This is a genomic window from Lentzea pudingi (assembly GCF_014646255.1).
GTDB lineage: Bacteria > Actinomycetota > Actinomycetes > Mycobacteriales > Pseudonocardiaceae > Lentzea > Lentzea pudingi.
Window position 1 is genome coordinate 553,829 of sequence record NZ_BMNC01000005.1, and the last position, 21,223, is coordinate 575,051.

Below are 21,223 nucleotides of genomic sequence, written 5' to 3' on the forward strand. Positions count from 1 at the left end.
AGATCTTTTCGAGCGTGCCCGCCCCACCCCCAGCGGGGCGGGCACGAGAGTCCGTCAGGCCTCAGAGAAAGGCCATGGCGCACTGGACGGTGGTCGCGGTCAACTTGATGCGGACGACGTGGTCGGTGTCCGCGAAGTGGACGAGCTTGATGCCGCCCACGAACGCGTAGACGGCGTTGTCGGCCACCTGCGCCGACCAGCCGGCGCGGTACTCGGAGGCGTTGGGGTAGGCCCTCTTCACCTCGGCGAAGGTCGAGCCCACGCCGATCCCCTTGGAGGTCTTGGCCTCCGCGGGCAGCGTGATCCGCTCGACGCCGTGCTTCCTGGAGATCGCGACCTTGCCGTCGGCGACGCAGTCCTTCTCGCCGGCGCTGTTCCAGGTCAGGTCGGTCAGGCCGGCGGCACGCGCCTCCTCCAGCGACATGCCGAGCTTGAGACCGCCGTAACCGAGGCGGTCGTCCACCTTCACGACGGCCTGCGGCGGGTTGGTCACCGTCGCGGTCACCACCTCCGTGACCACCTGGACGGGCGGCGGCGTCGCGGTGGACGACGCGGAGCCGGAAGTGGCGGGAGCGGCATTCCGCACCGGCGCCGGCGAAGAAGTGCACGCGGCAATTCCCGCGACGGCGAGCGCGGCGATGAATGCGATCTTGATCGAGTTCTTCATTTCAATTCCCCCAGTTGACTCAGACATCCCCTATGCCCTTTCGGACAACCAGTAAGACGTCACCCCGCAATGGAGGTTGCGCAGGTCAGAGTCACGAAGGGGTCACGGCGACTAGCCCGCGAAAGCGCACGCCAAAATCCCGCTGCGCCATCAGGAGCAGCGGGAACCAGCAATTGTCAGACGGTCGCGCAGTCGTTCGCATTCAGCCGCATGAACACGGTCGTCACCACCGCGCCGTCGGTTTCGAAGATGTACGACCACGGCGGCGATGCGGATATTTGCGCGGTCACCGAGGAACCGCTCTGAATGGAATTCGTGTAGGCGGCTTTCACCTCGGACACCTGGGAGCCCGCGCCGACGTTCTTGGGTGTCTTGGCGTAGTTCGGCATGGTGATCCGCACGATCCCCCTGGCCGGGGAGACGATCACGGCGTTGGCGTCGGGCACCGACTTCGTCGCGTAGGCCTTGCACCTGTTGTCCGGATCGGCCGGGCTGCTCGGTTCGACCAGCGAGCCTGTAGCCAGCGCGTCGGCCTCGGACATCCCCAGCGACAGCGTTCCGTACCGGCCCGGCTGCGACTCCGGTGTGGGCGGCGTCGACGTCTTCGAACTCGACCTGCTCGTGCCGCCGGGATCGGGTTTGCCGGTGTTGCCGCCGTTGGAGTTCGGCGGTTGCCCCACCGTGACCGTCGCGGTCGAGATGACCGTGCTGGTCGACGGCGGCGGAGGAGGTGTCGTGGTGACCGAGACGGCAGTCGTCAGGAGGGCGCCGACCGTGCTGTCCGGTGCGGGCATCTCGAACCGGCTCACCCCGATGCCGGCACCGACCACGGCGACCAGGGCGAAGGTACCGGCGACGGCGGCTCGCCGATGTCGGCGCCGAGCCGCACCGCGGACCACCAGTTCGGTCGAGACCGACGTGGAGTGGACGTCCAGCCGATCGTCGCTGAAGAGCCTGCGCAGATCATCATCCAGGTCGTCCACCGGTCAGTCCTTTCCCAGTCGTGTTCGAAGGCTCGCCATCGCCTTGCTGCTCTGGCTCTTCACCGTGCCGCACGAGATCCCGAGCGCGTGTGCGATCTCGGCCTCGGAGAGGTTCTCGTAGTAGCGGAGCACGATCACCGCTCGCTGCCGCGGTGGCAGCGAGCGCAGAGCCTGCCAGAGCGGTTCGTTCTCCAGTCTGCTCAGCTCCGGAGCCACGGCTCCGCTGTCCGGGATGTCCGCCACGAGGTTCTCACGACGTCGCCGGCGCCAGATGCTGATGTGCGCGTTGGCCATCGCCCGGCGGACGTACGCGAGCGGGTCGTCACCCTTGCGCTGCACGGCGACCCAGCGCGAACCGACCTTCTCCAGCACCGTCTGCACCAGGTCGGCGGAGTCGTGCGGGTTCCCGGTCAGCGCGTGGCCGTAGCGGAGGAGGCCGGGCATGGAGACGCGCACGAACTCGGCGAAGTCCCCCACGGCTTCCGCTCTTCCCCCGCCGTGTTCGACGGCTGATCCCAGCTGCAACACCGCCGTCACGGCACGCCCCCTCCCCCGAAGCAAACTGGCTCGGGGTGTTCACGCGCGGGTCCGACGGGCGGTTGCCGCCACTTTAGTCACGGAACGGCAACGGGCGCAGGCAGTTCGGCTGTTCCGGTACCAGCGCTCAAGGAGCGGCGACGGCCTGCGGGAGGACGAACGAACCGTCCGCCTGAACGGGGAACTCGTGCACCTCGGCCACCGCGGCGACCGGGATGGGGCCGTAGACGTGGGGGAACCACAGCGGTGAGTCCGGCACCGCCTCCCAGCGCACCGGCACGTCGAGCAGCTTCGGGTCGACGACCAGCAGCAACAGCCCGCTCTGTCCGTGGAAGAACTTGCCGGCGGTCACGTGCACGACGCCCCGGTCGGAGCAGTGCACGAACTCCTCGCCCTCAGCGGGGGCGACGGCACCGGCCGACTGGGCAGCGGCCCAGCCGGCCTTCGTGATGATGTGCAGCAGCACTTATCCACAACTCCCTGTGCACAACTGTGTGGACAACCTGTGGACTAGCGCAGGGTGATCTGGCGGCCCCGCAGGCCCTCGCGGGCGCGGCGCTCTGCGTCGGACAGCTGCTCGTCGGAGGCCAGGGCCTCCAGCAGGCGCTTGCCCAGCGCCTCGGCCGGCTCTGCCCACTCGCGGGCGTGCATCTCGCGGTCGAGGTCCCAGACCGGGACGAGCAGGCCGTGCGCGCGGAACGAACCGGCGTAGCGCGAGCCCTCGCCGAGGTCGAGCTCACCGCGGGCGGCCAGGCGGGCCATCGCGGACAGCAACTTCTCCTCGGGCTCCGGGCGGACCCAGCGCAGGTGCGCCTTGTCGCCCGCGTCGACCCAGTAGGCGGCCTTCACGCCGGGGGCGTCGAGGCGCTCGGTCGGCAGGATGGCCGCGTTCGCGCGCTCCAGGGACAGCGCCACGTCACCGGTCGGCTCGGTGCCCTCCGGCATCCACCAGATGAAGTCGGTGTGCAGCACGGGGGTGATGTCGGCATCGGCGTCGATCAGGTCCTGCAGACGGCCGGGGTTCTCGCCGGCGTCCGGGCCCACGACGGGCAGCACGTCACCGGTCTTCGCCTGCTGCGCCCACTGCAGCGCCCGCGCCAGGTCGCGGCTGATGTCGCCGGAGCGCGTCTGCACCTGCAGGCCGACGAACGGCACGTCGTCGCCGCGGATCAGACCGGCGGCGGCCATCGGCAGCACGGTGGCGAGCGTGACCTCGCGGCCGTCCTTGACCGGCAGCTTCACGACCGCCGACGGCACGAACTCGCGCAGCGCGATGAGCTCGCACTCGGCGGCGAGGCCCTCGAACGGCCGGGACACGATCACGTCCGTCGCGCCGCCGGGCGCGCCGTGGCAGGCCTTGTAGCGCTTGCCGGACCCGCACGGGCAGGGCTGCTTCGGGTTGATCCCGTCCTTCGGTGCGTCCTTGACCGCGGTCCGCTTGGCCACCTTGGCCCTCCTCGTGCTCAGGCTTCTTCTAGGTCGCCAAGTTAGCCGTCAGCAGGCGGCGCGTGTTCGCCGGGGCGTTCGTCGCGAGGTAGCGGACCCCCAGGTCACGGCACAACGCGATGTCCTCGGTGCTGTCCACCGTCCACACGTAGGTCTCGTGACCGGCGCGCCTTGCCCGATCGACGTAGCCGGGGTCGTTGCGCAACAGGTGCACGCCCGGCCCGGTGTAGTCGGCGAACGACGGCAGCGCGCCGCTCCGGTAGCGACCGAGGCGGTCGAGCAGCAGCACCGTGCGGATGTCCGGCGCGTGCTCGCGGAACGCCTTCACCGCCGTCGGCGAGAACGACATCATGACGATCTGCGACGTCAGGCCGTGCTTCCTCAACGCCTCGGCGAGCTTGCGCTCGACCTCGTTGCGGTACCGGACCGGGTGCTTGGTCTCGACGAAGAGCTCCACGTCCGTGCCCTTCACCAGCTCCAGCAGCTCGTCGAGCACGAGCAACCCGGCGGGCTGACCGTGGCCGTGCCAGCTGCCGTAGTCGAACGTCCTCAGCTCTTCGAGCGTGAGCGCGCTGACCGTGCCACGGCCGTTCGACGTACGGGCGAGCGTGCGGTCGTGCACACACACGAGCTGGCCATCACGCGACAGGCGGACATCGCACTCGAGGCCGTCCGCTCCCTCTTTCAGGGCGAGTTCGTAGGCCCCGATGGTGTGCTCGGGACGGTCGGTGGACGCGCCTCGGTGCGCGACGACGGAGGGTAGCTGCACAACCCCGGACAATAGTGTCTGCGCAACAATTTGAGTCATCAATCAAATGGGCGTGGACGAAACGCCGATCGCGACTTACCGTCCCGCCTTGTGACGTTCGACCAGCGAGATCCCGCGTTCATCGCCGACCCGTACCCGGCCTTCGCCACCCTGCGCGAAGCCGGTGAGGTGCATCACCACGAACAGATGGGCGTCGCCGTCGCCGTCTCGCACGCCGCCTGCTCCGCCGTCCTGCGGCACCGCTCGCTGGGCCGGATCTGGTCGGACGTGAAGCCGGTCGAGCAGTTCATGTCCTTCAACCTCCTGCACCGCAACTCGCTGCTCGAGAACGAGCCGCCCACGCACACCCGCCTGCGCCGCCTGGTCGCCGCCGCGTTCGGCCGCGGCCACGTCGAGCGCCTGCGCCCGTGGGTCGCCGACCTGGCCGACAGGCTCGTCGACGAGCTCGTCGCCAAGATCTCCGACCAGGGCCAGGCGGACCTGCTCGCCCACGTCGCCGCGCCGCTGCCGGTCGAGGTGATCGCGGAACTGCTCGGCGTGCCCCAGAGCGACCGCTACCTGCTCCAGCCGTGGTCGAACGCCATCGTGAAGATGTACGAGTACGGCCTGCCCGCCGACCAGCAGAACGCGGCCGAACGCGCCGCCACCGAGTTCGTCGCCTACCTGCGCGAACTGATCGCGTTGCGCCGCAAGACCCCCGGCTCCGACCTCGTCTCCGACCTGGTCGCCGTCACGGACACCGACGGCGCCAGACTCACCGAGGACGAACTCGTCGCCACGGCAGTCCTGTTGCTGATGGCGGGCCACGAGGCCACGGTCAACGTCATCGGCAACGGCGTCTACGCCCTGATGCAGCACCGCTCGCAGTGGGAACGCCTCTCCCCCGAGATCATGCCCACCGCCGTAGAGGAACTCATCCGCTACGACTCGCCGTTGCAGCTCTTCGAACGCACCGCCACCGAACGCGTGGAGATCGCCGGCCACGTCATCGAACCCGGCGAGAAGATCGCCGCCCTGCTCGGCGCCGCCGCCCGCGACCCGCTGGTCTTCGAGAACCCGGACGTCCTCGACGTCGGCCGCGAGAAGAACCAGCACCTCGGCTTCGGCATGGGCATCCACTACTGCCTGGGCGCGCCGCTCGCGCGCATCGAGGTGGAGGCGGCGCTGTCCTCGTTGCACCGCAAGCTTCCCGGCGCGGTGCTGGCCGAGGAACCGAACCGGCGGGCGGAGTTCGTGATCCGCGGCCTGCACTCGCTGCCGCTTGCGGACGGCTAACGCGACGGATACCGCTTCGGGAGCTTGAAACCGCGCTCCTTCAGCACCTTCCGCAGCCGGTCCGGGTAGTCGGTGATGATGCCGTCCACGCCGTCGTCGATCAGCTTGTGCATGGTGGCCGGGTCGTTGGTGGTCCACGGGACCACCCTCAGCCCGTGCCGGTGGGCGTCCTGCACGAGCGCCCGAGTCGTGAACGGCACGTAGCCCGGGTCGCCGACCTTGCCGCCCTGCGGGTTGCCGTGCACCGGTGACAAAGCCTTGGCGCCGAAGGACTTCGCCATCTTCGCGACGCTGCCGCCGAAGTCGGCGAGCTCGAGGCCGCCCGTCCACGGCGAGCCGGGCCGCAGCATCTCCGGCTGGGTCAGCGCCACCAGCGGGATGCGCGGCTCGACCTGGCGCAGGCGCATCAGCGTGCCCCAGTCGAAGGACTGGACGGTGACGTTGCGCTGGAAGCCCGAGCGGCGGATCTCCTGGACCGCGCGCTGCACGAACTGCTCGCGTGGCGCGGTCTCGTGCGGGGCCGCGGCCTCGACCTTGGTCTCGATGTTGAAGCGGATGCCCCACGCGCGGTGCCTGCGCGCCAGGTCGAAGAGCTCGGCCAGGGTGGGCATGCGGGCGCCCGGCGAGAGTTCCTGGTCCGGGTACTGCGACCAGCGGGTGCTGCCGCAGTCCAAGGTCCGCACCTGCGCGAACGTCAGGTCCTTCACGTACTTGCCGGCGTAGGGGAACTCCGGGTCGCCGGGGAAGGCTGGCGCGGTGTCGAGGCACTTCGCCGGGTTGGTCTTGCGGTCGTGGGTGATGACCTCACGGCCGTCGCGCGTGATCTGGAGGTCCAGCTCCAGGGTCGTCACGCCGAGTTCGAGCGCCTTGCCGAACGCCTTGAGCGTGCTCTCGACGGTGAGGCCGATGCCGCCCCGGTGTGCCTGGAGGTCGAAGTCGCGGTGGTGGTGTGCCTGGGCGACGCCTGGGGTGACCAGTGCGATCACCAGAGCCCCGATGAGTGTCCGCATCCGTCCAACCTGGCACTCGGCCGGGAACGCCGGAAGGTCCGGCGGGACGAACGTCGCCTGAACAGATCAGCGGGGCGAGCCCGACGCGCGGACCGCGCGCAGCGGGGGTGCGGGGGCGTCCTTGACCTCGACCACGCGCATCAGCCGGACGGACGTGGAGTCCACCGGCAGCAGCAGGGTGGTGATGCGGCGGACGACCAGTGCCGACGTCACCGCGACCGCGACGAGCAGCAGGTCGGCGAACGCGTGCAGCAGCACACCGTCCGCGAGGGCCTGGGTGCTGGAGCGGAACGACCACGCGACCACGAGCACGACGGTCAGGCCCGAGCCCGCCCAGAGACCCCACCACCAGCGCAGGAGCTTCGACGGGTGGGGGCGTTCGCCCGCGGGCCTGCGGGCCACGGCGTGTTCGAGCTCGGCGAGCACCGAGCCGGGCACGACGAGGTTGACGCCGGGGACGACCAGGCCGATCAGCACGTCGCTGTCCGACCGCGAGGGGCCGTAACCGACGAGCGACGCGGCCACGTTCCGCGCGCGCCGCAGCCACAGCAGGCCGAGGACCAGCGACAGGAAGCAGCCGGTGATCGTGATCGCGGAGGAGGACACCACCATGGCGTCCGAGGTGCTCACGACGCCCGCGGACAACGCGCCGAACCGGCTCAGCGAGACCAGCACGTAGCGCCAGATCTCGGAGGCCGCGCCCCACACGGCGACGGCGGCGAGCAGCCACAGCGAGTTCTGCGCGGTGCGGCCCAGGCGGCGCACGCTGTCGACCGAGTCGGCCTGCTCGACCGTGCCGGGCACGGCCGTGGGCCAGCGCCACGCGAGCAGCGGGAAGCCCCAGCGCGGCGGGACCGGGTAGTTCGGCGGACCGCCGTAGCTCAGCCGCTGCGCGCGTGACTGCGGCTGCGGGTACGCACCGGGTGGCGGGGTCGCCACCCAGTCCACGCGCATCGGCTGCAGCGGCTGCACGGTCAGATGACCTGGGGTTCCGCGCCGTCGGTGCCGCCCTCGAGCGGACGACCGGCGGCCTCCCAGTGCTGCATGCCGCCCTCGACGTTGACGGCCTCCCAGCCGGTCTGGTTGAGGTACTGGGTCACGCGGGCGGACCTGCCACCGGCACGGCACACGACGTAGAGCTGCACGTCGTTCGGCACCTCTTCGAGCCGGGCGCCGATCTCGCTCATGGGGACGTGCAGCGCGCCGGGTGCGTGGCCGGCGTCCCACTCGTCCTGCTCACGCACGTCCAGCAGGACGGCGCCCTCGGGCAGCTGCGCCGGCACGTCGGCGATCTCCACGCTTGGAACAGTCACGCCCTAGATGTTGCCATGCCGGAGGTTGCACTCTCGTGAGCCTCCGGCACGGCACACCCTCAGGCCACCCCCGCGATGGCGGGCCCGAGCCTCGAGAACTGCTCTTCGGACAGCGGCAGGTTCGCCCGGCCGGGACCGGAGCGCTCCCAATAGCCCTCCTGCGCCGCGGGACGCATGTCCTTGCTCCCGTAGTTCGCGAGTTGCAGGTGCAGCAGCAGACCGTCCGGCCGGAATACCTCCATCACCTGCAGCAGCGTCTGGAACGGCTCGGCCGCGCGCACGCTGTGCAGCTGGATGATCGTGCCGTCCGGCAACGTGGTCCGGTAGGGCGGCTCGCAGTCACCGCTGGTCCAGAGGTTGTCGTCGGCGTACTCAAGCGGCGTACCCGCGAACCTGCCGAGGGTGAGCCAGACGCTGCCGGTGCCGCCGGCGTCGGTCAGATCGACCCCGGACTCCTTCCACGGCGACCTTTCGAGCCTCGGCAGGAGGTCGCTGACCCGCACCTCGGGCAACTGCTGGCGCACCGTGCCGACCCACTTCTGGACGAACTCGTCGTTCGGCTTCACCGCACCGGTCGGCACCTTCATCGCCCGCTTCCGGTCCCCGATGTTGCACTGCGGCATCGAGAGGATCGGACGTCCGGCAGGAGGCGGTGCGGTCGCCGCGGGCGTGTACGTCCCGTACGGCGTCTGCGGTGGCGTGTTGACCCGTGGCCATCCCACCGCGTGCTCCACGGTGGCAGGCCCGGCGTCCGGCCGGTCTGCCTGCTGGGGTGTCGGCGCGGCCTGGTTCAGCGTGGTGGCGCCGAACCCGATGCCGGCCACCACCGCGACCACGCCGAGCACCGCTCCGGCGCGCTGGGCGAACACCCGGCGCCGGCCGCGCCTCATCACCACGTCGAGCGTGGTCGTGGGAGGGGGCGCGGCGACGTCGAGAGCTCCGCGCAGCTCGTCTTCGATGTTCATCAGGCACTCTCCGAGTTGACCGGTTCGCCGTACGCCTCGCGGAGCGCCGCCAAACCCCTGGCTGTCTGACTTTTGACGTTGCCCACCGAACAGCCGAGCTCTGCCGCCGTCTGTTCGATGGACAGGTCGTGCACGAACCGCAGCACGAGCGCGGCCCGCTGCTTGGGGCCCACCTGCTGCAACGCGGCGTTGAGCTTGGCGTCGGGATCGGAGAAGCCACCGCTGACGCCGTGGTCGGGCAGGTCGGCGACCGGGTGTTCGCGGCCACGGCCGCGCCGCCTGCTGTCGAGGAACAGGCGCGTCACGATGGTGCGGACGTACCCCTCCGCCGTTTCGCGCCTGATGCTCGGCCATTTCGCATACGCCTTCACGAAGGCGTTCTGCGCGAGTTCTTCCGCCTCCGACCAGTCGCCGCACAACGCGTACGCCGTGCGCCGAGCCCAGTCGAATCTGCTTGTGAAGAACTCCGAGAACTCCTCGTCTCGTCGCACTCCGGTCCCCCAAGCTGTCTGCCGCGTTCGCAGTCAATACGCGGGCAGCCCCGGCAGGGTTGCACACACGAAAAACGGGCCGCCCCCGTGAAGGACGGCCCGTTCTCCAGTGCACCTTCTAGTGCGCGATGGCCTTCTCGGCGCCCGCACCGGTGAGGGAGCGGACCTCCATCTCGGCCTGCTTGGCGGGGTCGCCCTTGTCCTTCGAGAGGATCGTGCCGATGTAGCCGAGCAGGAACGCGACCGGGATCGAGACGAGGCCGGGGTTGTCCAGCGGGAAGAAGTGGAAGTCGACGCCCTGGATCATCGAGGGGCTCTTGCCCGTCGCCGGGTTGACCGGCTTACCGGACACGACCGGCGAGAAGATGATCAGGGTGATCGTCACCGCGAGGCCGCCGTAGATGCTCCACAGCGCACCCGAGGTGTTGAACCGCTTCCAGAACAACGAGTACAGGATCGTCGGCAGGTTCGCCGAGGCCGCGACCGCGAAGGCCAGTGCCACGAGGAACGCGACGTTCTGACCGTTGGCCAGGATGCCGCCGCCGATCGACACGATGCCGATGACGACCGCGGTGATGCGGGCGACCTTCACCTCGTCCGTCTTGTCGTCACCGCCGTTGCCCTTCTTGATGATGTTCGCGTAGATGTCGTGGGCGAACGACGCGGATGCCGTGATGGTCAGACCGGCCACGACCGCGAGGATCGTCGCGAACGCGACCGCCGCGATCAGGCCGAGCAGGATCGGGCCACCGAGCTCCAGCGCGAGCAGCGGGGCGGCCGAGTTGGCGGCACCAGGCGCCTTGCTGATCGCGTCCGGACCGACGAGCGCACCGGCGCCGTAACCCAGGACGAGCGTGAACAGGTAGAAGATGCCGATCAGCCAGATCGCCCACACGACCGAGCGACGGGCTTCCTTCGCCGTCGGCACGGTGTAGAAGCGCATCAGGATGTGGGGCAGACCGGCGGTGCCGAGCACCAGCGCGAGGGCCAGCGACAGGAAGTCCAGCTGCGTGAGGCCGGTCTTGCCGTACTGCAGACCGGGGCCGAGCAGCTTCTCGCCTGCCTTGGGCGCGGCGTCGACTGCGGCACCGAGCAACGAGGACAGGTTGAAGCCGTACTTGGCGAGCACCCAGAGAGTCATGACACCGGCGCCGACGATCAGCAGGACTGCCTTGATGATCTGCACCCAGGTGGTGCCCTTCATGCCGCCGATGAGGACGTAGGCGATCATCAGGGCGCCGACGATCGCGATCACGATCGACTGGCGGAACGAGTCCGTGTAGCCGAGCAACAGGGCGACGAGACCACCGGCACCGGCCATCTGGGCCAGCAGGTAGAAGAACGAGACCGCCATCGTGGACGTGGCGGCGGCCGCGCGAACCGGACGCTGGCGCATCCGGAAGCTGAGCACGTCGCCCATCGTGTACTTACCGGTGTTCCGCAGCAGCTCGGCGACCAGCAGCAGCGCGACGAGCCACGCCACCAGGAAGCCGATCGAGTACAGGAAGCCGTCGTAGCCGTTGAGGGCGATGGCGCCCGCGATACCGAGGAACGACGCGGCCGACAGGTAGTCACCGGCGATCGCGATGCCGTTCTGCGGGCCGGTGAAGGCGCGCCCGGCTGCGAGGTAGTCGGCGGCGGTCTTGGTGTTGCGGCTCGCCCGGATGACCACGAACAGCGTGATCAGGACGAAGACACCGAAGATGCTCATGTTGAGGATCGGGCTGGACTCGTTCACTTGCCGTCTCCCTCGATCTCGTTGCGGAGCTTCTCCGCCAGCGGGTCGAGGTTCTTGTTCGCGTGCCGCACGTACAGCGTCGTGATGACGAACGTCGACACGAACTGCAGCAGGCCGAAGATGAGCCCGACGTTGATGTTGCCGAACACCTTGGTGGACATGAAGCCGTGCGCGTAGTCCGCGAGCAGCACGTACAGCAGGTACCAGGCGAGGAACAGTCCGGAGACGGGGAAGACGAACTTGCGCAGCCGTTGCTTCAGCTCGGTGAAGTCAGCGCTCGCTTGGACGTCGGCCCACTTCTGTGCGTCTGGGGCCGACTCAGACGGGGTGTGCTCAACGCTGCTCACAGTCCCCTCCTCGCGGTACTCGTCGTAGGTGTCAGCAACGTGACGTGCACGTAATGCCTCCAGGTGCGGTCCTGTTCTTGGTCAGGAACCGTATGGAGACTTGAGTCACTCAGGTAAGACCCCGTTCGTGCCGTTGCGCTCAGCAGTCGGGTGATGCGACGAACGGTCAGTATGCGTAGACGAACAGCACTCAGCGTGACCTAGTTCACCGTTCACCGATTCGAGTGACCAATTTTCACCCATTTGAAACGGTGGCTACTTACCGTGTTCGCCCAGCTCCCCTGCGCTTCTCCTCCGCCAGCCGGGCCTTCTCCTCGGCGGTCCCGAAGCGGGCGATGGACCGGTCCTGGATGAAGCCCAGCGGGTCCGGCGCGTGCAGCCTCAGCAGGATCTGGCTGACGTCCGCGGGCACCCGTCTGCGGGTCGCCTTGCTGACCACGATCATGACGATGAACGCGACCGGGACCGTGATCAGCGCAGGTTGCGTGATGAACGCGGGCGCCCAGCGGCCGGTGTAGGAGCTGACGACGCTGACGACCTGCGCGGCGATGACCATGCCGCCACCGACCACGAGGCCGCAGACGGCACCTACCCAGGTGAGTCCCCTCCACCAGATGCCGAGGACGAGAAGCGGGCAGAACGTGGAGGCCGCCAACGCGAACGACATCGCCACGGTCAGTGACGCGTCCGAGCGCGGAAGCAGCAGCGCGAGACCGATCGCGACGGCTCCCGTGAACACGGTCGCCCACCGGAAGTCACGAACCTTGCCCGGCAGGATGTCCGTCGAGACGACTCCGGCGACCGACACCACGAGGCCGGAGGAGGTCGACAGGAACGCCGCGAAAGCACCCGCCGCGACGATCGCGCCGACGATCTGGCCACCTAGGTTCGGCAGCATCGTCTCGGGCAGCATCAGCACCGCCGCGTCGGTCTTGCCGTTCACCAGCAACTGCGGCAGGAAGAGCCGCGACAGCACGCCCAGCACCGTCGGGAAGATGTAGAACAGGCCCAGCAGGTAGAGCACGTGCAGCGCGGTGCGACGGGCCGCCTTGCCGTCGGGGTTGGTGTAGAAGCGGACCAGGACGTGCGGCAGTCCCATCGTGCCGAGGAACGTCGCGAAGATCAGCGAGTACGTCCTGATCAGCTCGGAGATGCCACCGGTCTGCGGTCGCGTCCAGTCGAAGTTGCTGGTCGGCGAGCCCTCGATGACCGGCACCGGGCTGCCCGCGGTGAACTCCAGCGTCGTCCCGGGGCTCAGCTCGTAGAGGCCGCGGCCCCAGAACACCGCCCCGTTCGCGTCCCTGCCGTCGATCTGGCCGCGCACCTTCAACGTCAGCGGCTCGTCGACGCGCACCTTCACGACCTGCTCGGCGATGGTGACCGTCTCGGCCTTGGGGAACTTGACCACGCCGTCGTCGCTGATCGGCTGCGTGCCGCGGTCCGGGGAGGCCAGGAACACCACGAACAGCACGAACGTGGGAGCGGCGATCGCGAAGAGCTTGCCCCAGTACTGGAACGCCTGCACGAGCGTGATCGCGCGCATGCCGCCGCCGAGCACGTTGACCACGACGATGACCGTCACGACCAGGCCGCCGAACCACGCGGGCAGGCCGGTGATCGTGGTCAGCGTCAGGCCTGCGGACTGCAGCTGCGGCACCAGGTAGAGCACGCCGATGCACACCACGAAGAACGTGCTGAAGTGCCGCACGTTCGCCGATCCGAGCCGGGCCTCGGCGAAGTCGGGCAGCGTGTAGGCGCCTGATCGCCGCAGGGGCGCGGCGACGAACAGCAGCAGCGCGAGGTAGCCGGCCGTGAAGCCGATCGGGTACCAGAGCGCGTCGACGCCGTCCTTGAGCACGAGCCCTGCGACGCCGAGGAACGACGCCGCGGACAGGTACTCGCCGGAGATCGCGGCGGCGTTGCGGGTCGCGGGGATCGCGCGGCGCGCCACCAGGAAGTCCGGGGTGGTGTTCGCCTTGCGCGACCCGACGTAGCCGAGCAGGAACGTCACCGCCGCAACGACGGCGATCGCGCTGAGGCTCCAGATGTCAGCGTTCACGTCAGCGGTCGACCATGTTCACGAAGTCGCGTTCGTGCCGTTCGGCCTGCCTGCGGAAGACCCACCCGACGCCGTAGAGGATCGGGAAGGGGGCGAGACCGAGCACGAGCCACGGGACGGGGATGCCGAGGATCTCCAGATCCCCGATCGACGGGACCAGGTAGAAGGTGATCGGCAACAGGCACATGCCGATCAGCACCGCGAACGCGAGCCCGAACGCGGACTTGAGCTGCTGCCGGATGAGGTCGCGGACCAGCTTCTCACCGACGCTGGTCTGCTCCTCCAGCTCGATGATCGTTCGTAACGCCTTGCCGCTCTTCTTCGTGGAGTCCGCGAGCACGACCCTGCGGCGGCGCGGCCTGCTGCCCTGCTCACCGAGCCAGGCCTCCCGGGCGGGCTGTTCGGGTTTCCCCGCGTCGTGCCTGCTCACCAGCCGCTCTTCGGCGGTCGCACGATCCGTTCCTTGAGCTCCTTGGTGTGCCGGCGGCTGACCGGGAGCTCCTTGGCACCCTCACCGGTGCCGATGACGACCGCGTATCCGTTCGCCGTCATGCGCAACTCGCTGACCAGCGGCAACGCCACCAGGTACGAGCGGTGGATGCGCACGAAGCCCGCGTTCGCCCACCGCTCCTCGAGCTGCGCGAGCGGGATGCGGACGAGGTGGCTGCCGTCCTGCGTGTGGAGGCGGGCGTAGTCGCCCTGCGCCTCGACGTACCGCACGGTCGCGCGCGGCACGAGCTTGATCGTGCCGCCGAGCTCGACGGGGATGACCTCGTCGTCGGTCGGTTCGGCGGGGTTCTGCGCGGCCGGGCCCGTCTGGGCCGTCGGCGCCGCCGTGCGTCCGACCCGGTCGGCGACCCGCGAGATCGCCTTGAGGACGCGCTCCTCGTTGATCGGCTTGTTGATGAAGTCGAGCGCGCCGACGTCGAACGCCGTGACGAGCGCGTCGCGTTCCTCGACACCCGTCACGAAGACGAGCGCGGGCGGGTACCGGAACGCACTGAGCACCCGTGCGAGGTCCATTCCGGACAGTCCAGGCATGTTGATGTCCGCGAACACCGCGTCGACCGGCGGCAGGCCGGCCTTGGTCCGCGCCATGACCTCCTGCTCGTAGTCACCCCTCAGGATGCGCAGGGCCTCGGCGGCGTCGAAGGCCGTGAGGACGCGCCTGATGTGGGGACTGCTCTCGAGCAGGAACTTGATCTCGCTCAGCCCAGGGGCCTCGTCATCGACTGCGAGGACGAGGAGACCGGTGTTGTCATGGGTACTCACTGTGTCGGGCATCTTGCCCACCAATGTGCGGTCATGTCTACGCCGGGGTAGGCGGCGACACGCCCTGTGAAACCGAACTGATGCTCAGAGCCCGAATCGGGACCAGCGAGCACGTTCCTCGACACTGGCGAGCACCTGCGTCACGAGATCGCCCGATCGGGTGGACGCGCCGGTCAGCCCGAGCTTGGCCAGCAAGGGCTTGCGCGGCTCCGCGATCGTGAGCTCGGCGTCCGGGAAGCGCTTGGCGATGACGCTCCGGATCGTCCCGATGCCGTCGACCAGGCCGAGCTGCTGGGCCTTGCTGCCGGTCCAGATCTCCCCGCTGAAGAGGTCTTCCTCGGTCTTGAGCTTGGCACCGCGGCGTTCGGTGACCCACGCCTTGAACTGCTCGTGCAGATCGGCGTGCAGCCCCTTGAGCCACTCGACGTCCTCGGGCTTCTCCGCCTGGAACGGGTCGAGCCGCACCTTGTTCTCGCCGGCGGTGTAGACGCGGCGCTCGACGCCCGCCTTGTCCAGCAGCCCGTTGAGCCCGAACCCGGCGCTCACGACACCGATGGAACCGACGAGGCTCGTGCCGTGCGCGTAGATCTCGTCGGCCGCGCACGCCAGCCAGTAGCCGCCGGACGCCGCCACGTCCTCGCAGAACGCGAGCACCGGCACGTGCTTCTTGGTGGCGAGCTCCCGGATGCGCTCGGCGATGAGAGCGCTCTGCGTGGGCGCACCGCCGGGAGAGTTGATGAGCAGAGCCACGGCGATCAGGCGCTCGTTGTCGAACGCGCGGTTGATCGCCGACTCGAGGTTCTGGAGGTTGATCGTGTTGCGCGCGACGGGCGAGGACTGCGGGGTGATGACCCCGTGCAACCGCACCGCCGCGACCACCGGAGGACGCTCACCCCGGTCCATGACCCTCGGGAGGCGTGCCGCGATCTTGTCCGTGACGCTCATGTACTCGACAGTACGTGCGTTTCGCGGACACGCGGGAGCCTCGATGGTGGTCGGTTGCTCCCGCGTGACCTGGAACACAGAGGTGCTAGGTTCGGGCTGTGACGTTCAACCCGATCCGCTGGCTCGAACGGTATGTCGAGTGGTGGGACGACCGGGGCAGGCAGAACGCCGCCGGGCCGACGCCCATGCACATCTACTGGATGTGGGTGAGCTGGAGCGTGTGCGCCGTCGTGCTGATCACGACTCTGGCGGTTGCAGCACGCTGACCTGCGTGCCTGTCAGCACTTGCAGCTGTTGAACCCCTTCGCGGTGCACTTGATGCAGACGCGGACGCGTTCGGGTGCTGGTGATTGGTGCACTGGATGTGGCCTTTGCTCGCGGCCGGCCCCTGGTTGGTCAACGACCGGCTGTTCATTGGTCAACACCACAATCGGCAGCGAGCACGCCGGAGTTGAGCATGATTGCCACTGCAACTTTCAGAAAGTTCAGGCGCGGATCGCCGGCTGCTCGTTCGTCATCGGCTCGTCGCTCATCTGCGAGCCGATGTTCAGGTTCGGCAGCACGTTGCGGGCGAACTTCGGCACGTTGAGGATCACCTTGGTGCCGGCGTTGGGTGCCGTCTCGACGACCAGTGCGTACTCGACGCCGAACACGGTCCTCATGCGGTCGTTGATGTTGCCGATGCCGACGTGCGCGCCCGTCTGGTGGGCGTCCTTGATGTCGTCGAGCCGCTCGGGGTCCATGCCCACGCCGTCGTCCTCGACGCTGATCAGGGCCTCGTTGCCGTTGTCCTCGGCGGTGATGGTGAGCATGCCGCCGCCGGGCTTCTTGGCGAGGCCGTGCCGCACCGCGTTCTCGACCAGGGGCTGCAGGACGAGGAACGGCAGGACGACCTGCAGGACCTCGGGGGCGATGCGCAGCCGGACGTTCAGGCGCGAGCCGTACCGCGCCTGTTCGATGGTCAGGTACCGATGGATGTTGGTCAGTTCATCGGCGAGGGTCGTGAACAAGCCGTCGGTGCGGAACGAGTAGCGCGTGAACTCCGCGAACTCCTGCAGCAGCTCACGGGCGTGCGACGGGTCAGTGCGGATGAGAGAGGAGATCGTGTTCAGCGCGTTGTAGACGAAGTGCGGTGAGATCTGGGCCCGCAGGGCCTTCACCTCGGCCTGGGCGAGGGCCTGGCGCTGCTTCTGGACGACTTCCAGCTCCAGCTGGGTCGAGACGAAGCGGGCGGTCTCCTCGGCCATGCGGATCTGGCGCTTCGACGCCACGCCGCTGACCACGATCAACGTGCCGGCGACGTCTCCCTCGACGACCAGCGGGACCACGACGACGCTGTGCAGTGAGCACGGGCCCTGCAGTTCGCAGCCGAGCTTGCGGTGGTCGACGTGTTCCTTGTGGCAGTTGTTGATGGCACGGGCGACCGTGTCGCGGAGGTACTCGTAGTGGTCGTTCGCGCCGCCGTCCCACGAGAGAACGGTGCCCTCCTCGTCGGTGATGGCGACCGCGACGCACCGCAGCATCTCGCGCAGGTGGGGGGTGGCCTTGTTCGCGGCCTCCTCGGTCAGACCCGCGCGGAGGTCGCTCGACGCCCTGGACATCCGGTCGAGCATGTCCATCACAGCATCCTCGACGGAGGTGCTGACTCGTCGAGCGCGGCACAGCATCACGAAGAGGCCCAGAACGGCCAGGGTCGCGATGACGCCGAGCACAGCGCGCTCGGTCAACAGGTCGCCCACGGTGCACATGCTGTGCTGTGGGGCACCCCTATAGCAAGAGGCGCGCCCGGCGTACCCCCGTACGGTCCACCGGTCCGGGTAGACATCCGATGAATTTGGGGAGAGGGTGTGCGCGTGAAAGTGGCACTGTTCGCGACCTGCCTGACCGACACGTTCTTCCCGGAGACGGCCCGGGCCGTGGTGCGACTGCTGGAGCGGCTCGACTGTTCGGTCGAGTTCCCGCTCGACCAGACGTGCTGCGGCCAGATGCACTTCAACACCGGCTACCGGGAGCATTCGAAGCCTCTGGCGCGCAAGTACACCGAGGTCTTCGGGAGCTACGACTACGTGGTTGCGCCATCCGGGTCATGCGCCGGCATGGTCCGCGAGGTCCATCCCACCCTCGGTGAGGCCCCGCCGCGCACGTTCGAGCTCGCGGAGTTCCTCGTCGACGTGCTCGGAGTGACCGACGTCGGCGCGTGGTTCCCCCACCGGGTCACCTACCACCCCACGTGTCACTCGTTGCGCATGCTGGGGGTCGGCGACAAGCCGTTGGCGCTGCTCAGGGCCGTGAAGGCACTCGATCTGGTGGAGCTGCCCGACTCGACGCAGTGCTGCGGCTTCGGCGGCACGTTCGCGATCAAGAACGCCGAGACGTCCACGGCGATGCTCGCGGACAAGATGCGGTGCGTGCTGGACACCGGCGCCGAGGTGCTGTCCGCCGGTGACAACTCCTGCCTCATGCACATCGGAGGTGGGCTCTCGCGGCTGCGCACGGGCGTGCGGCCGGTGCACCTGGCCGAGATCCTGGCTTCGACGGAGGAGGACCCGTGGCTCGCAACCCGGTGACGTGGCTGGGCAGCCCGACGTTCCCGAAGGCCGCCAGGGAGGCCCTGCAGGACACCCAGCTGCGGCAGAACCTGCGCAGGGCCACCGGGACCATCCGGGGACGCCGGGAGGCCGCGGTCGCCGAGATGACCGACTGGGAGATGCTCAGGGTCGCCGGCGAGCAGATCAAGGACGACGTGCTGGCGCGCCTCGACACCCTGCTCGTGCAGCTGGAGGAGTCGGTCACGGCCCGAGGCGGCGTCGTGCACTGGGCGCGGGACGCCGAGGAGGCGAACCGGATCGTGCTCGGCCTCTGCCGGGACGAGGGCGCGGACGAGGTCGTCAAGGTCAAGTCCATGGCCACGGCCGAGATCGGGCTCAACGAGGCCCTCGAAGCCGGTGGTGTGCACGCGGTCGAGACCGACCTCGCCGAGCTGATCGTGCAGCTCGGCGACGACCGGCCGTCGCACATCCTGGTGCCCGCGATCCACCGCAACCGCTCGGAGATCCGCGAGATCTTCCAGCGCCGCATGGGGATCGAGGTCTCCGACGAGCCGGCGGACCTCGCGGAGGCGGCGCGGGTGTACCTGCGCGAGAAGTTCCTGACCACCAAGGTCGCGATCTCGGGGGCGAACTTCGCCGTCGCCGACACCGGGTCGATCGTGGTGCTGGAGTCCGAGGGCAACGGACGGATGTGCCTGACGTTGCCGGACACCCTGATCACCGTGATGGGCATCGAGAAGCTCGTGCCGTCGTGGCAGGACCTCGAGGTGTTCCTGCAGCTGCTCCCCCGCTCGTCCACGGCGGAGCGGATGAACCCGTACACGAGCGTCTGGACCGGCGTGACGCCCGGCGACGGCCCGCAGAGGTTCCACCTCGTGCTGATCGACAACGGGCGCACCTCGACGCTCGAGGATTCCGTTGGGCGCCAAGCACTCCGGTGCATCCGGTGCTCGGCGTGCCTGAACGTCTGCCCGGTCTACGAACGCACCGGCGGCAAGTCGTACGGTTCGGTCTACCCCGGCCCGATCGGCGCGATCCTGACGCCGCAGCTGGTCGGCGACATGCGCGACCCACAGGCGGCCTCACTTCCTTACGCCTCCTCGCTTTGCGGCGCGTGCTTCGAGGTCTGCCCGGTGCGGATCGACATCCCGTCCGTCCTCACGCACCTGCGCGCCGAGGCCGTGGAGGCCAAGGGACGCACGGCGGAGTCGATCGCGATGGCGGCCGCCGCGTGGATGTTCAGGGAGGCCTCGCGCTACGAGAAGGCGCAGAAGGCCGGTTCCCTGGCGCGGTTCCTGGCGCGCGACGGCAAGATCACGTCACTGCCCTGGCCGGGCTCGAAGTGGACGTCCTCCCGCGACGTGCCCGCACCGCCGGCCGAGTCGTTCCGCACCTGGTGGAGGAAGAACCGTGGCTAGCGCACGAGAAGAGATCCTCCAGCGCATCCGCAACGCGCGGGTGCCCGCGGCCGCCCCGGTCGTCCGCGGCTACCTCCAGGAGGGCCCGGGCGGCATCGACCTGTTCGCCGAACGGGTCGCCGACTACCGCGCGATCGTGCACGTCGTCACCGACGTGCCCCAGGCGCTCGAACGCCTGCGGGGCAAGAGGATCGTCGCGCCCCAGGACGTCCCGGCCGAGTGGTTGATCGACGGCGTCACGTGGCTGCACGAACCGCTGACCATCGCGGAACTGGACCAGGCCGACGGCGTGCTGACCGGGTGCGCGGTCGCGATCGCCGACACCGGCACGATCGTGCTGGACGGCGGCGAGGCCCAGGGCCGTCGCGCACTCACCCTGCTGCCCGACTACCACCTGTGCGTGGTCCGGGCGGACCAGATCGCGGGATCGGTGCCGGAAGCGTTGGGGCGCCTGGAACCCACGCGCCCGCTGACTTTCATCAGCGGGCCGTCCGCGACGAGCGACATCGAGCTCGACCGGGTGGAGGGCGTCCACGGCCCGCGCACCCTGGAGGTCCTGATCGTCACTTGAGCAGCCGGGACATCCGGCGGTCGGCCAGCGGCTTGCCGCCGGTCTGGCACGTCGGGCAGTACTGGAACGCCTTGTCCGCGAACGACACCTCACGAACCGTGTCACCGCAGACCGGGCACGGCAGCCCGGTGCGCGCGTGCACCCGCAGACCCGACCGCTTCTCACCCTTCAACCGTGCGGCGTCCTGCCCCACGGACCGTGCGACGGCATCGGTGAGCGTGGTGAGCATCGCCTCGTGCAGGTGGTCGAGCTGCTCGTCGTTCAACTTGCCCGTCGTCGCGTACGGCGAGAGCCGCGCCATGTGCATGATCTCGTCGGAGTACGCGTTGCCGATGCCCGCGATCAGGCTCTGGTCCGTGAGCGACGTCTTCAGCCGCTCGGTCCGCTTGTCGAACAGGTCTTCCAGCTGCGTGCGGGTGATCCCCAACGCGTCGGGGCCGAGCCGGGCGACGCTCGCGATGCTCTTCGGGTCGCGCACGACCCACGCCGCGAGGCCCTTCTTCGTGCCCGCTTCCGTCAGGTCGAACCCGGGCCCCTGACCGGGCGGCCCGAGGTGGACGCGCAACGCGAGCGGCCCGCGGCCCTGCTTGGGCGGGGGCGCGGACATGGTGTCGGCCCAGCGCAGCCAGCCGGCCCGGGCGAGGTGGACGACCAGGTGCAGGCCGTCGGCGACCTCCAGGTCGAGGTGTTTGCCGTGCCGGTGCGCGGCCACGACCTCCTGGCCGTGCAGCGCTGTGTACGGCGGGTCGAACGTCTTGAGCACCTGCAGCGAGGCGACGTCGACGCGGTGCACCACACGACCCACCGCGTTCTCACGCAGGTGGTGGACCAGTGCTTCTACCTCGGGTAGCTCGGGCACAGGTCCAGT

The 21,223-nt window shown here is 69.0% G+C and carries 25 protein-coding genes; 6 read left to right on the forward strand and 19 right to left on the reverse strand.

The annotated features are described in order from the left end of the window. Positions 1-61: 61 nt before the first annotated feature. Entirely contained in the window at positions 62-505 is a 444-nt protein-coding gene (locus tag IEY88_RS21500; RefSeq protein WP_189156554.1) for a hypothetical protein, read from the reverse strand. 7 nt (positions 506-512) lie between these two features. On the opposite strand from IEY88_RS21500, the gene IEY88_RS21505 reads away from it, so the two are divergent. Then, positions 513-722, forward strand: a complete 210-nt coding sequence (locus IEY88_RS21505) for a hypothetical protein (RefSeq protein WP_189156555.1) — start codon at positions 513-515, stop codon at positions 720-722. A gap of 121 nt (positions 723-843) precedes the next feature. Here the strand turns inward: IEY88_RS21505 and IEY88_RS21510 are convergent, their stop codons facing one another. The 5 genes from IEY88_RS21510 to IEY88_RS21530 all read right to left on the reverse strand — a co-directional run bounded on the left by IEY88_RS21510 (position 844) and on the right by IEY88_RS21530 (position 4,402). Further along, positions 844-1,650 carry a hypothetical protein gene (locus IEY88_RS21510; protein ID WP_189156556.1) on the reverse strand — a complete coding sequence of 269 codons (807 nt, stop codon included), beginning with the start codon at positions 1,648-1,650 and terminating at the stop codon, positions 844-846. A gap of 3 nt (positions 1,651-1,653) precedes the next feature. Beyond that, positions 1,654-2,187, reverse strand: a complete 534-nt coding sequence (locus IEY88_RS21515) for a SigE family RNA polymerase sigma factor (RefSeq protein ID WP_373294153.1) — start codon at positions 2,185-2,187, stop codon at positions 1,654-1,656. 127 nt (positions 2,188-2,314) lie between these two features. Then, positions 2,315-2,653, reverse strand: coding sequence for a DUF952 domain-containing protein (locus IEY88_RS21520; RefSeq protein WP_189156557.1), 339 nt, complete (start codon positions 2,651-2,653; stop codon positions 2,315-2,317). A gap of 44 nt (positions 2,654-2,697) precedes the next feature. Then, entirely contained in the window at positions 2,698-3,633 is a 936-nt protein-coding gene (locus tag IEY88_RS21525; RefSeq protein WP_189156558.1) for a DUF5926 family protein, read from the reverse strand. Positions 3,634-3,661: 28 nt separating this feature from the next. Next, the gene (locus IEY88_RS21530; protein WP_229693609.1) at positions 3,662-4,402 is read right to left on the reverse strand and encodes a glycerophosphodiester phosphodiesterase; all 741 of its coding nucleotides are present in this window, start codon (positions 4,400-4,402) and stop codon (positions 3,662-3,664) included. A 90-nt stretch (positions 4,403-4,492) separates the two neighbouring features. Between IEY88_RS21530 and IEY88_RS21535 the strand changes: the two genes are divergently transcribed. After that, positions 4,493-5,677, forward strand: a complete 1,185-nt coding sequence (locus IEY88_RS21535; protein ID WP_189156560.1) for a cytochrome P450 — start codon at positions 4,493-4,495, stop codon at positions 5,675-5,677. On the opposite strand, the gene IEY88_RS21540 is transcribed toward IEY88_RS21535, so the two are convergent. The 11 genes from IEY88_RS21540 to IEY88_RS21590 form a co-directional block, all read right to left on the reverse strand. Then, the gene (locus IEY88_RS21540) at positions 5,674-6,687 is read right to left on the reverse strand and encodes a glycerophosphodiester phosphodiesterase (protein WP_189156561.1); all 1,014 of its coding nucleotides are present in this window, start codon (positions 6,685-6,687) and stop codon (positions 5,674-5,676) included. The genes IEY88_RS21535 and IEY88_RS21540 overlap by 4 nt on opposite strands. 66 nt (positions 6,688-6,753) lie before the next feature. After that, on the reverse strand, positions 6,754-7,659 hold the full coding sequence (locus tag IEY88_RS21545; protein WP_229693610.1) for a DUF4328 domain-containing protein: 906 nt from the start codon (positions 7,657-7,659) through the stop codon (positions 6,754-6,756). Positions 7,660-7,661: 2 nt separating this feature from the next. Next, positions 7,662-8,000 carry a rhodanese-like domain-containing protein gene (locus IEY88_RS21550; RefSeq protein WP_229693611.1) on the reverse strand — a complete coding sequence of 113 codons (339 nt, stop codon included), beginning with the start codon at positions 7,998-8,000 and terminating at the stop codon, positions 7,662-7,664. A 59-nt stretch (positions 8,001-8,059) separates the two neighbouring features. Beyond that, the gene (locus IEY88_RS21555; RefSeq protein WP_189156562.1) at positions 8,060-8,965 is read right to left on the reverse strand and encodes a hypothetical protein; all 906 of its coding nucleotides are present in this window, start codon (positions 8,963-8,965) and stop codon (positions 8,060-8,062) included. Then, positions 8,965-9,456: a SigE family RNA polymerase sigma factor gene (locus IEY88_RS21560; protein ID WP_189156563.1), complete on the reverse strand. Its 492-nt coding sequence runs from the start codon at positions 9,454-9,456 to the stop codon at positions 8,965-8,967. Before IEY88_RS21560 ends, IEY88_RS21555 begins: the two co-directional genes overlap by 1 nt. Before the next feature lie 118 nt (positions 9,457-9,574). Then, positions 9,575-11,194: a monocarboxylic acid transporter gene (locus IEY88_RS21565; protein WP_505744124.1), complete on the reverse strand. Its 1,620-nt coding sequence runs from the start codon at positions 11,192-11,194 to the stop codon at positions 9,575-9,577. Further along, complete coding sequence (locus tag IEY88_RS21570) at positions 11,191-11,541, reverse strand: DUF485 domain-containing protein (protein ID WP_189156564.1); 351 nt, start codon at positions 11,539-11,541, stop codon at positions 11,191-11,193. The genes IEY88_RS21565 and IEY88_RS21570 overlap by 4 nt, the downstream gene beginning before the upstream one ends. A gap of 259 nt (positions 11,542-11,800) precedes the next feature. Next, entirely contained in the window at positions 11,801-13,600 is a 1,800-nt protein-coding gene (locus IEY88_RS21575; protein ID WP_189156565.1) for a sodium/solute symporter, read from the reverse strand. Between the two features lies 1 nt (position 13,601). Next, on the reverse strand, positions 13,602-14,030 hold the full coding sequence (locus IEY88_RS21580) for a hypothetical protein (protein WP_189156566.1): 429 nt from the start codon (positions 14,028-14,030) through the stop codon (positions 13,602-13,604). Next, positions 14,027-14,884, reverse strand: a complete 858-nt coding sequence (locus IEY88_RS21585) for a LytR/AlgR family response regulator transcription factor (RefSeq protein ID WP_189156567.1) — start codon at positions 14,882-14,884, stop codon at positions 14,027-14,029. The genes IEY88_RS21580 and IEY88_RS21585 overlap by 4 nt, the downstream gene beginning before the upstream one ends. A gap of 72 nt (positions 14,885-14,956) precedes the next feature. Then, a complete protein-coding gene (locus IEY88_RS21590; RefSeq protein ID WP_189156568.1) occupies positions 14,957-15,817 on the reverse strand; it encodes a S49 family peptidase in 861 nt (286 codons plus the stop codon). Positions 15,818-15,915: 98 nt separating this feature from the next. On the opposite strand from IEY88_RS21590, the gene IEY88_RS21595 reads away from it, so the two are divergent. After that, the gene (locus tag IEY88_RS21595) at positions 15,916-16,083 is read left to right on the forward strand and encodes a hypothetical protein (protein ID WP_166048541.1); all 168 of its coding nucleotides are present in this window, start codon (positions 15,916-15,918) and stop codon (positions 16,081-16,083) included. Positions 16,084-16,302: 219 nt separating this feature from the next. Here the strand turns inward: IEY88_RS21595 and IEY88_RS21600 are convergent, their stop codons facing one another. Then, complete coding sequence (locus IEY88_RS21600; protein WP_189156569.1) at positions 16,303-17,565, reverse strand: sensor histidine kinase; 1,263 nt, start codon at positions 17,563-17,565, stop codon at positions 16,303-16,305. Between the two features lie 111 nt (positions 17,566-17,676). Here IEY88_RS21600 and IEY88_RS21605 point away from each other — a divergent pair, with 111 nt between their 5' ends. Genes IEY88_RS21605 through IEY88_RS21615 form a run of 3 tightly spaced genes read left to right on the forward strand, consistent with a single transcriptional unit; the run spans position 17,677 to position 20,355 of the window. Continuing rightward, entirely contained in the window at positions 17,677-18,384 is a 708-nt protein-coding gene (locus IEY88_RS21605) for a (Fe-S)-binding protein (protein ID WP_189156681.1), read from the forward strand. Next, complete coding sequence (locus tag IEY88_RS21610; RefSeq protein ID WP_189156570.1) at positions 18,366-19,784, forward strand: LutB/LldF family L-lactate oxidation iron-sulfur protein; 1,419 nt, start codon at positions 18,366-18,368, stop codon at positions 19,782-19,784. The genes IEY88_RS21605 and IEY88_RS21610 overlap by 19 nt, the downstream gene beginning before the upstream one ends. After that, complete coding sequence (locus tag IEY88_RS21615; RefSeq protein WP_189156571.1) at positions 19,777-20,355, forward strand: LutC/YkgG family protein; 579 nt, start codon at positions 19,777-19,779, stop codon at positions 20,353-20,355. The genes IEY88_RS21610 and IEY88_RS21615 overlap by 8 nt, the downstream gene beginning before the upstream one ends. Here IEY88_RS21615 and IEY88_RS21620 read toward each other — a convergent pair. After that, positions 20,348-21,214 (reverse strand): Fpg/Nei family DNA glycosylase, encoded by an 867-nt coding sequence (locus tag IEY88_RS21620; protein WP_189156572.1) that lies wholly within the window; start codon positions 21,212-21,214, stop codon positions 20,348-20,350. The two genes, IEY88_RS21615 and IEY88_RS21620, sit on opposite strands and share 8 nt — an antisense overlap. Positions 21,215-21,223: the final 9 nt, after the last annotated feature.

Excerpts from the sequence above, each read along its gene's own strand:
- IEY88_RS21540 (WP_189156561.1), bottom strand. The coding sequence starts at position 6,687 with ATGCGGACACTCATCGGGGCTCTGGTGATCGCACTGGTCACCCCAGGC.
- IEY88_RS21555 (WP_189156562.1), bottom strand. The coding sequence starts at position 8,965 with ATGAACATCGAAGACGAGCTGCGCGGAGCTCTCGACGTCGCCGCGCCC.
- IEY88_RS21585 (WP_189156567.1), bottom strand. The coding sequence starts at position 14,884 with ATGCCCGACACAGTGAGTACCCATGACAACACCGGTCTCCTCGTCCTC.
- IEY88_RS21590 (WP_189156568.1), bottom strand. The coding sequence starts at position 15,817 with ATGAGCGTCACGGACAAGATCGCGGCACGCCTCCCGAGGGTCATGGAC.
- IEY88_RS21600 (WP_189156569.1), bottom strand. The coding sequence starts at position 17,565 with ATGTGCACCGTGGGCGACCTGTTGACCGAGCGCGCTGTGCTCGGCGTC.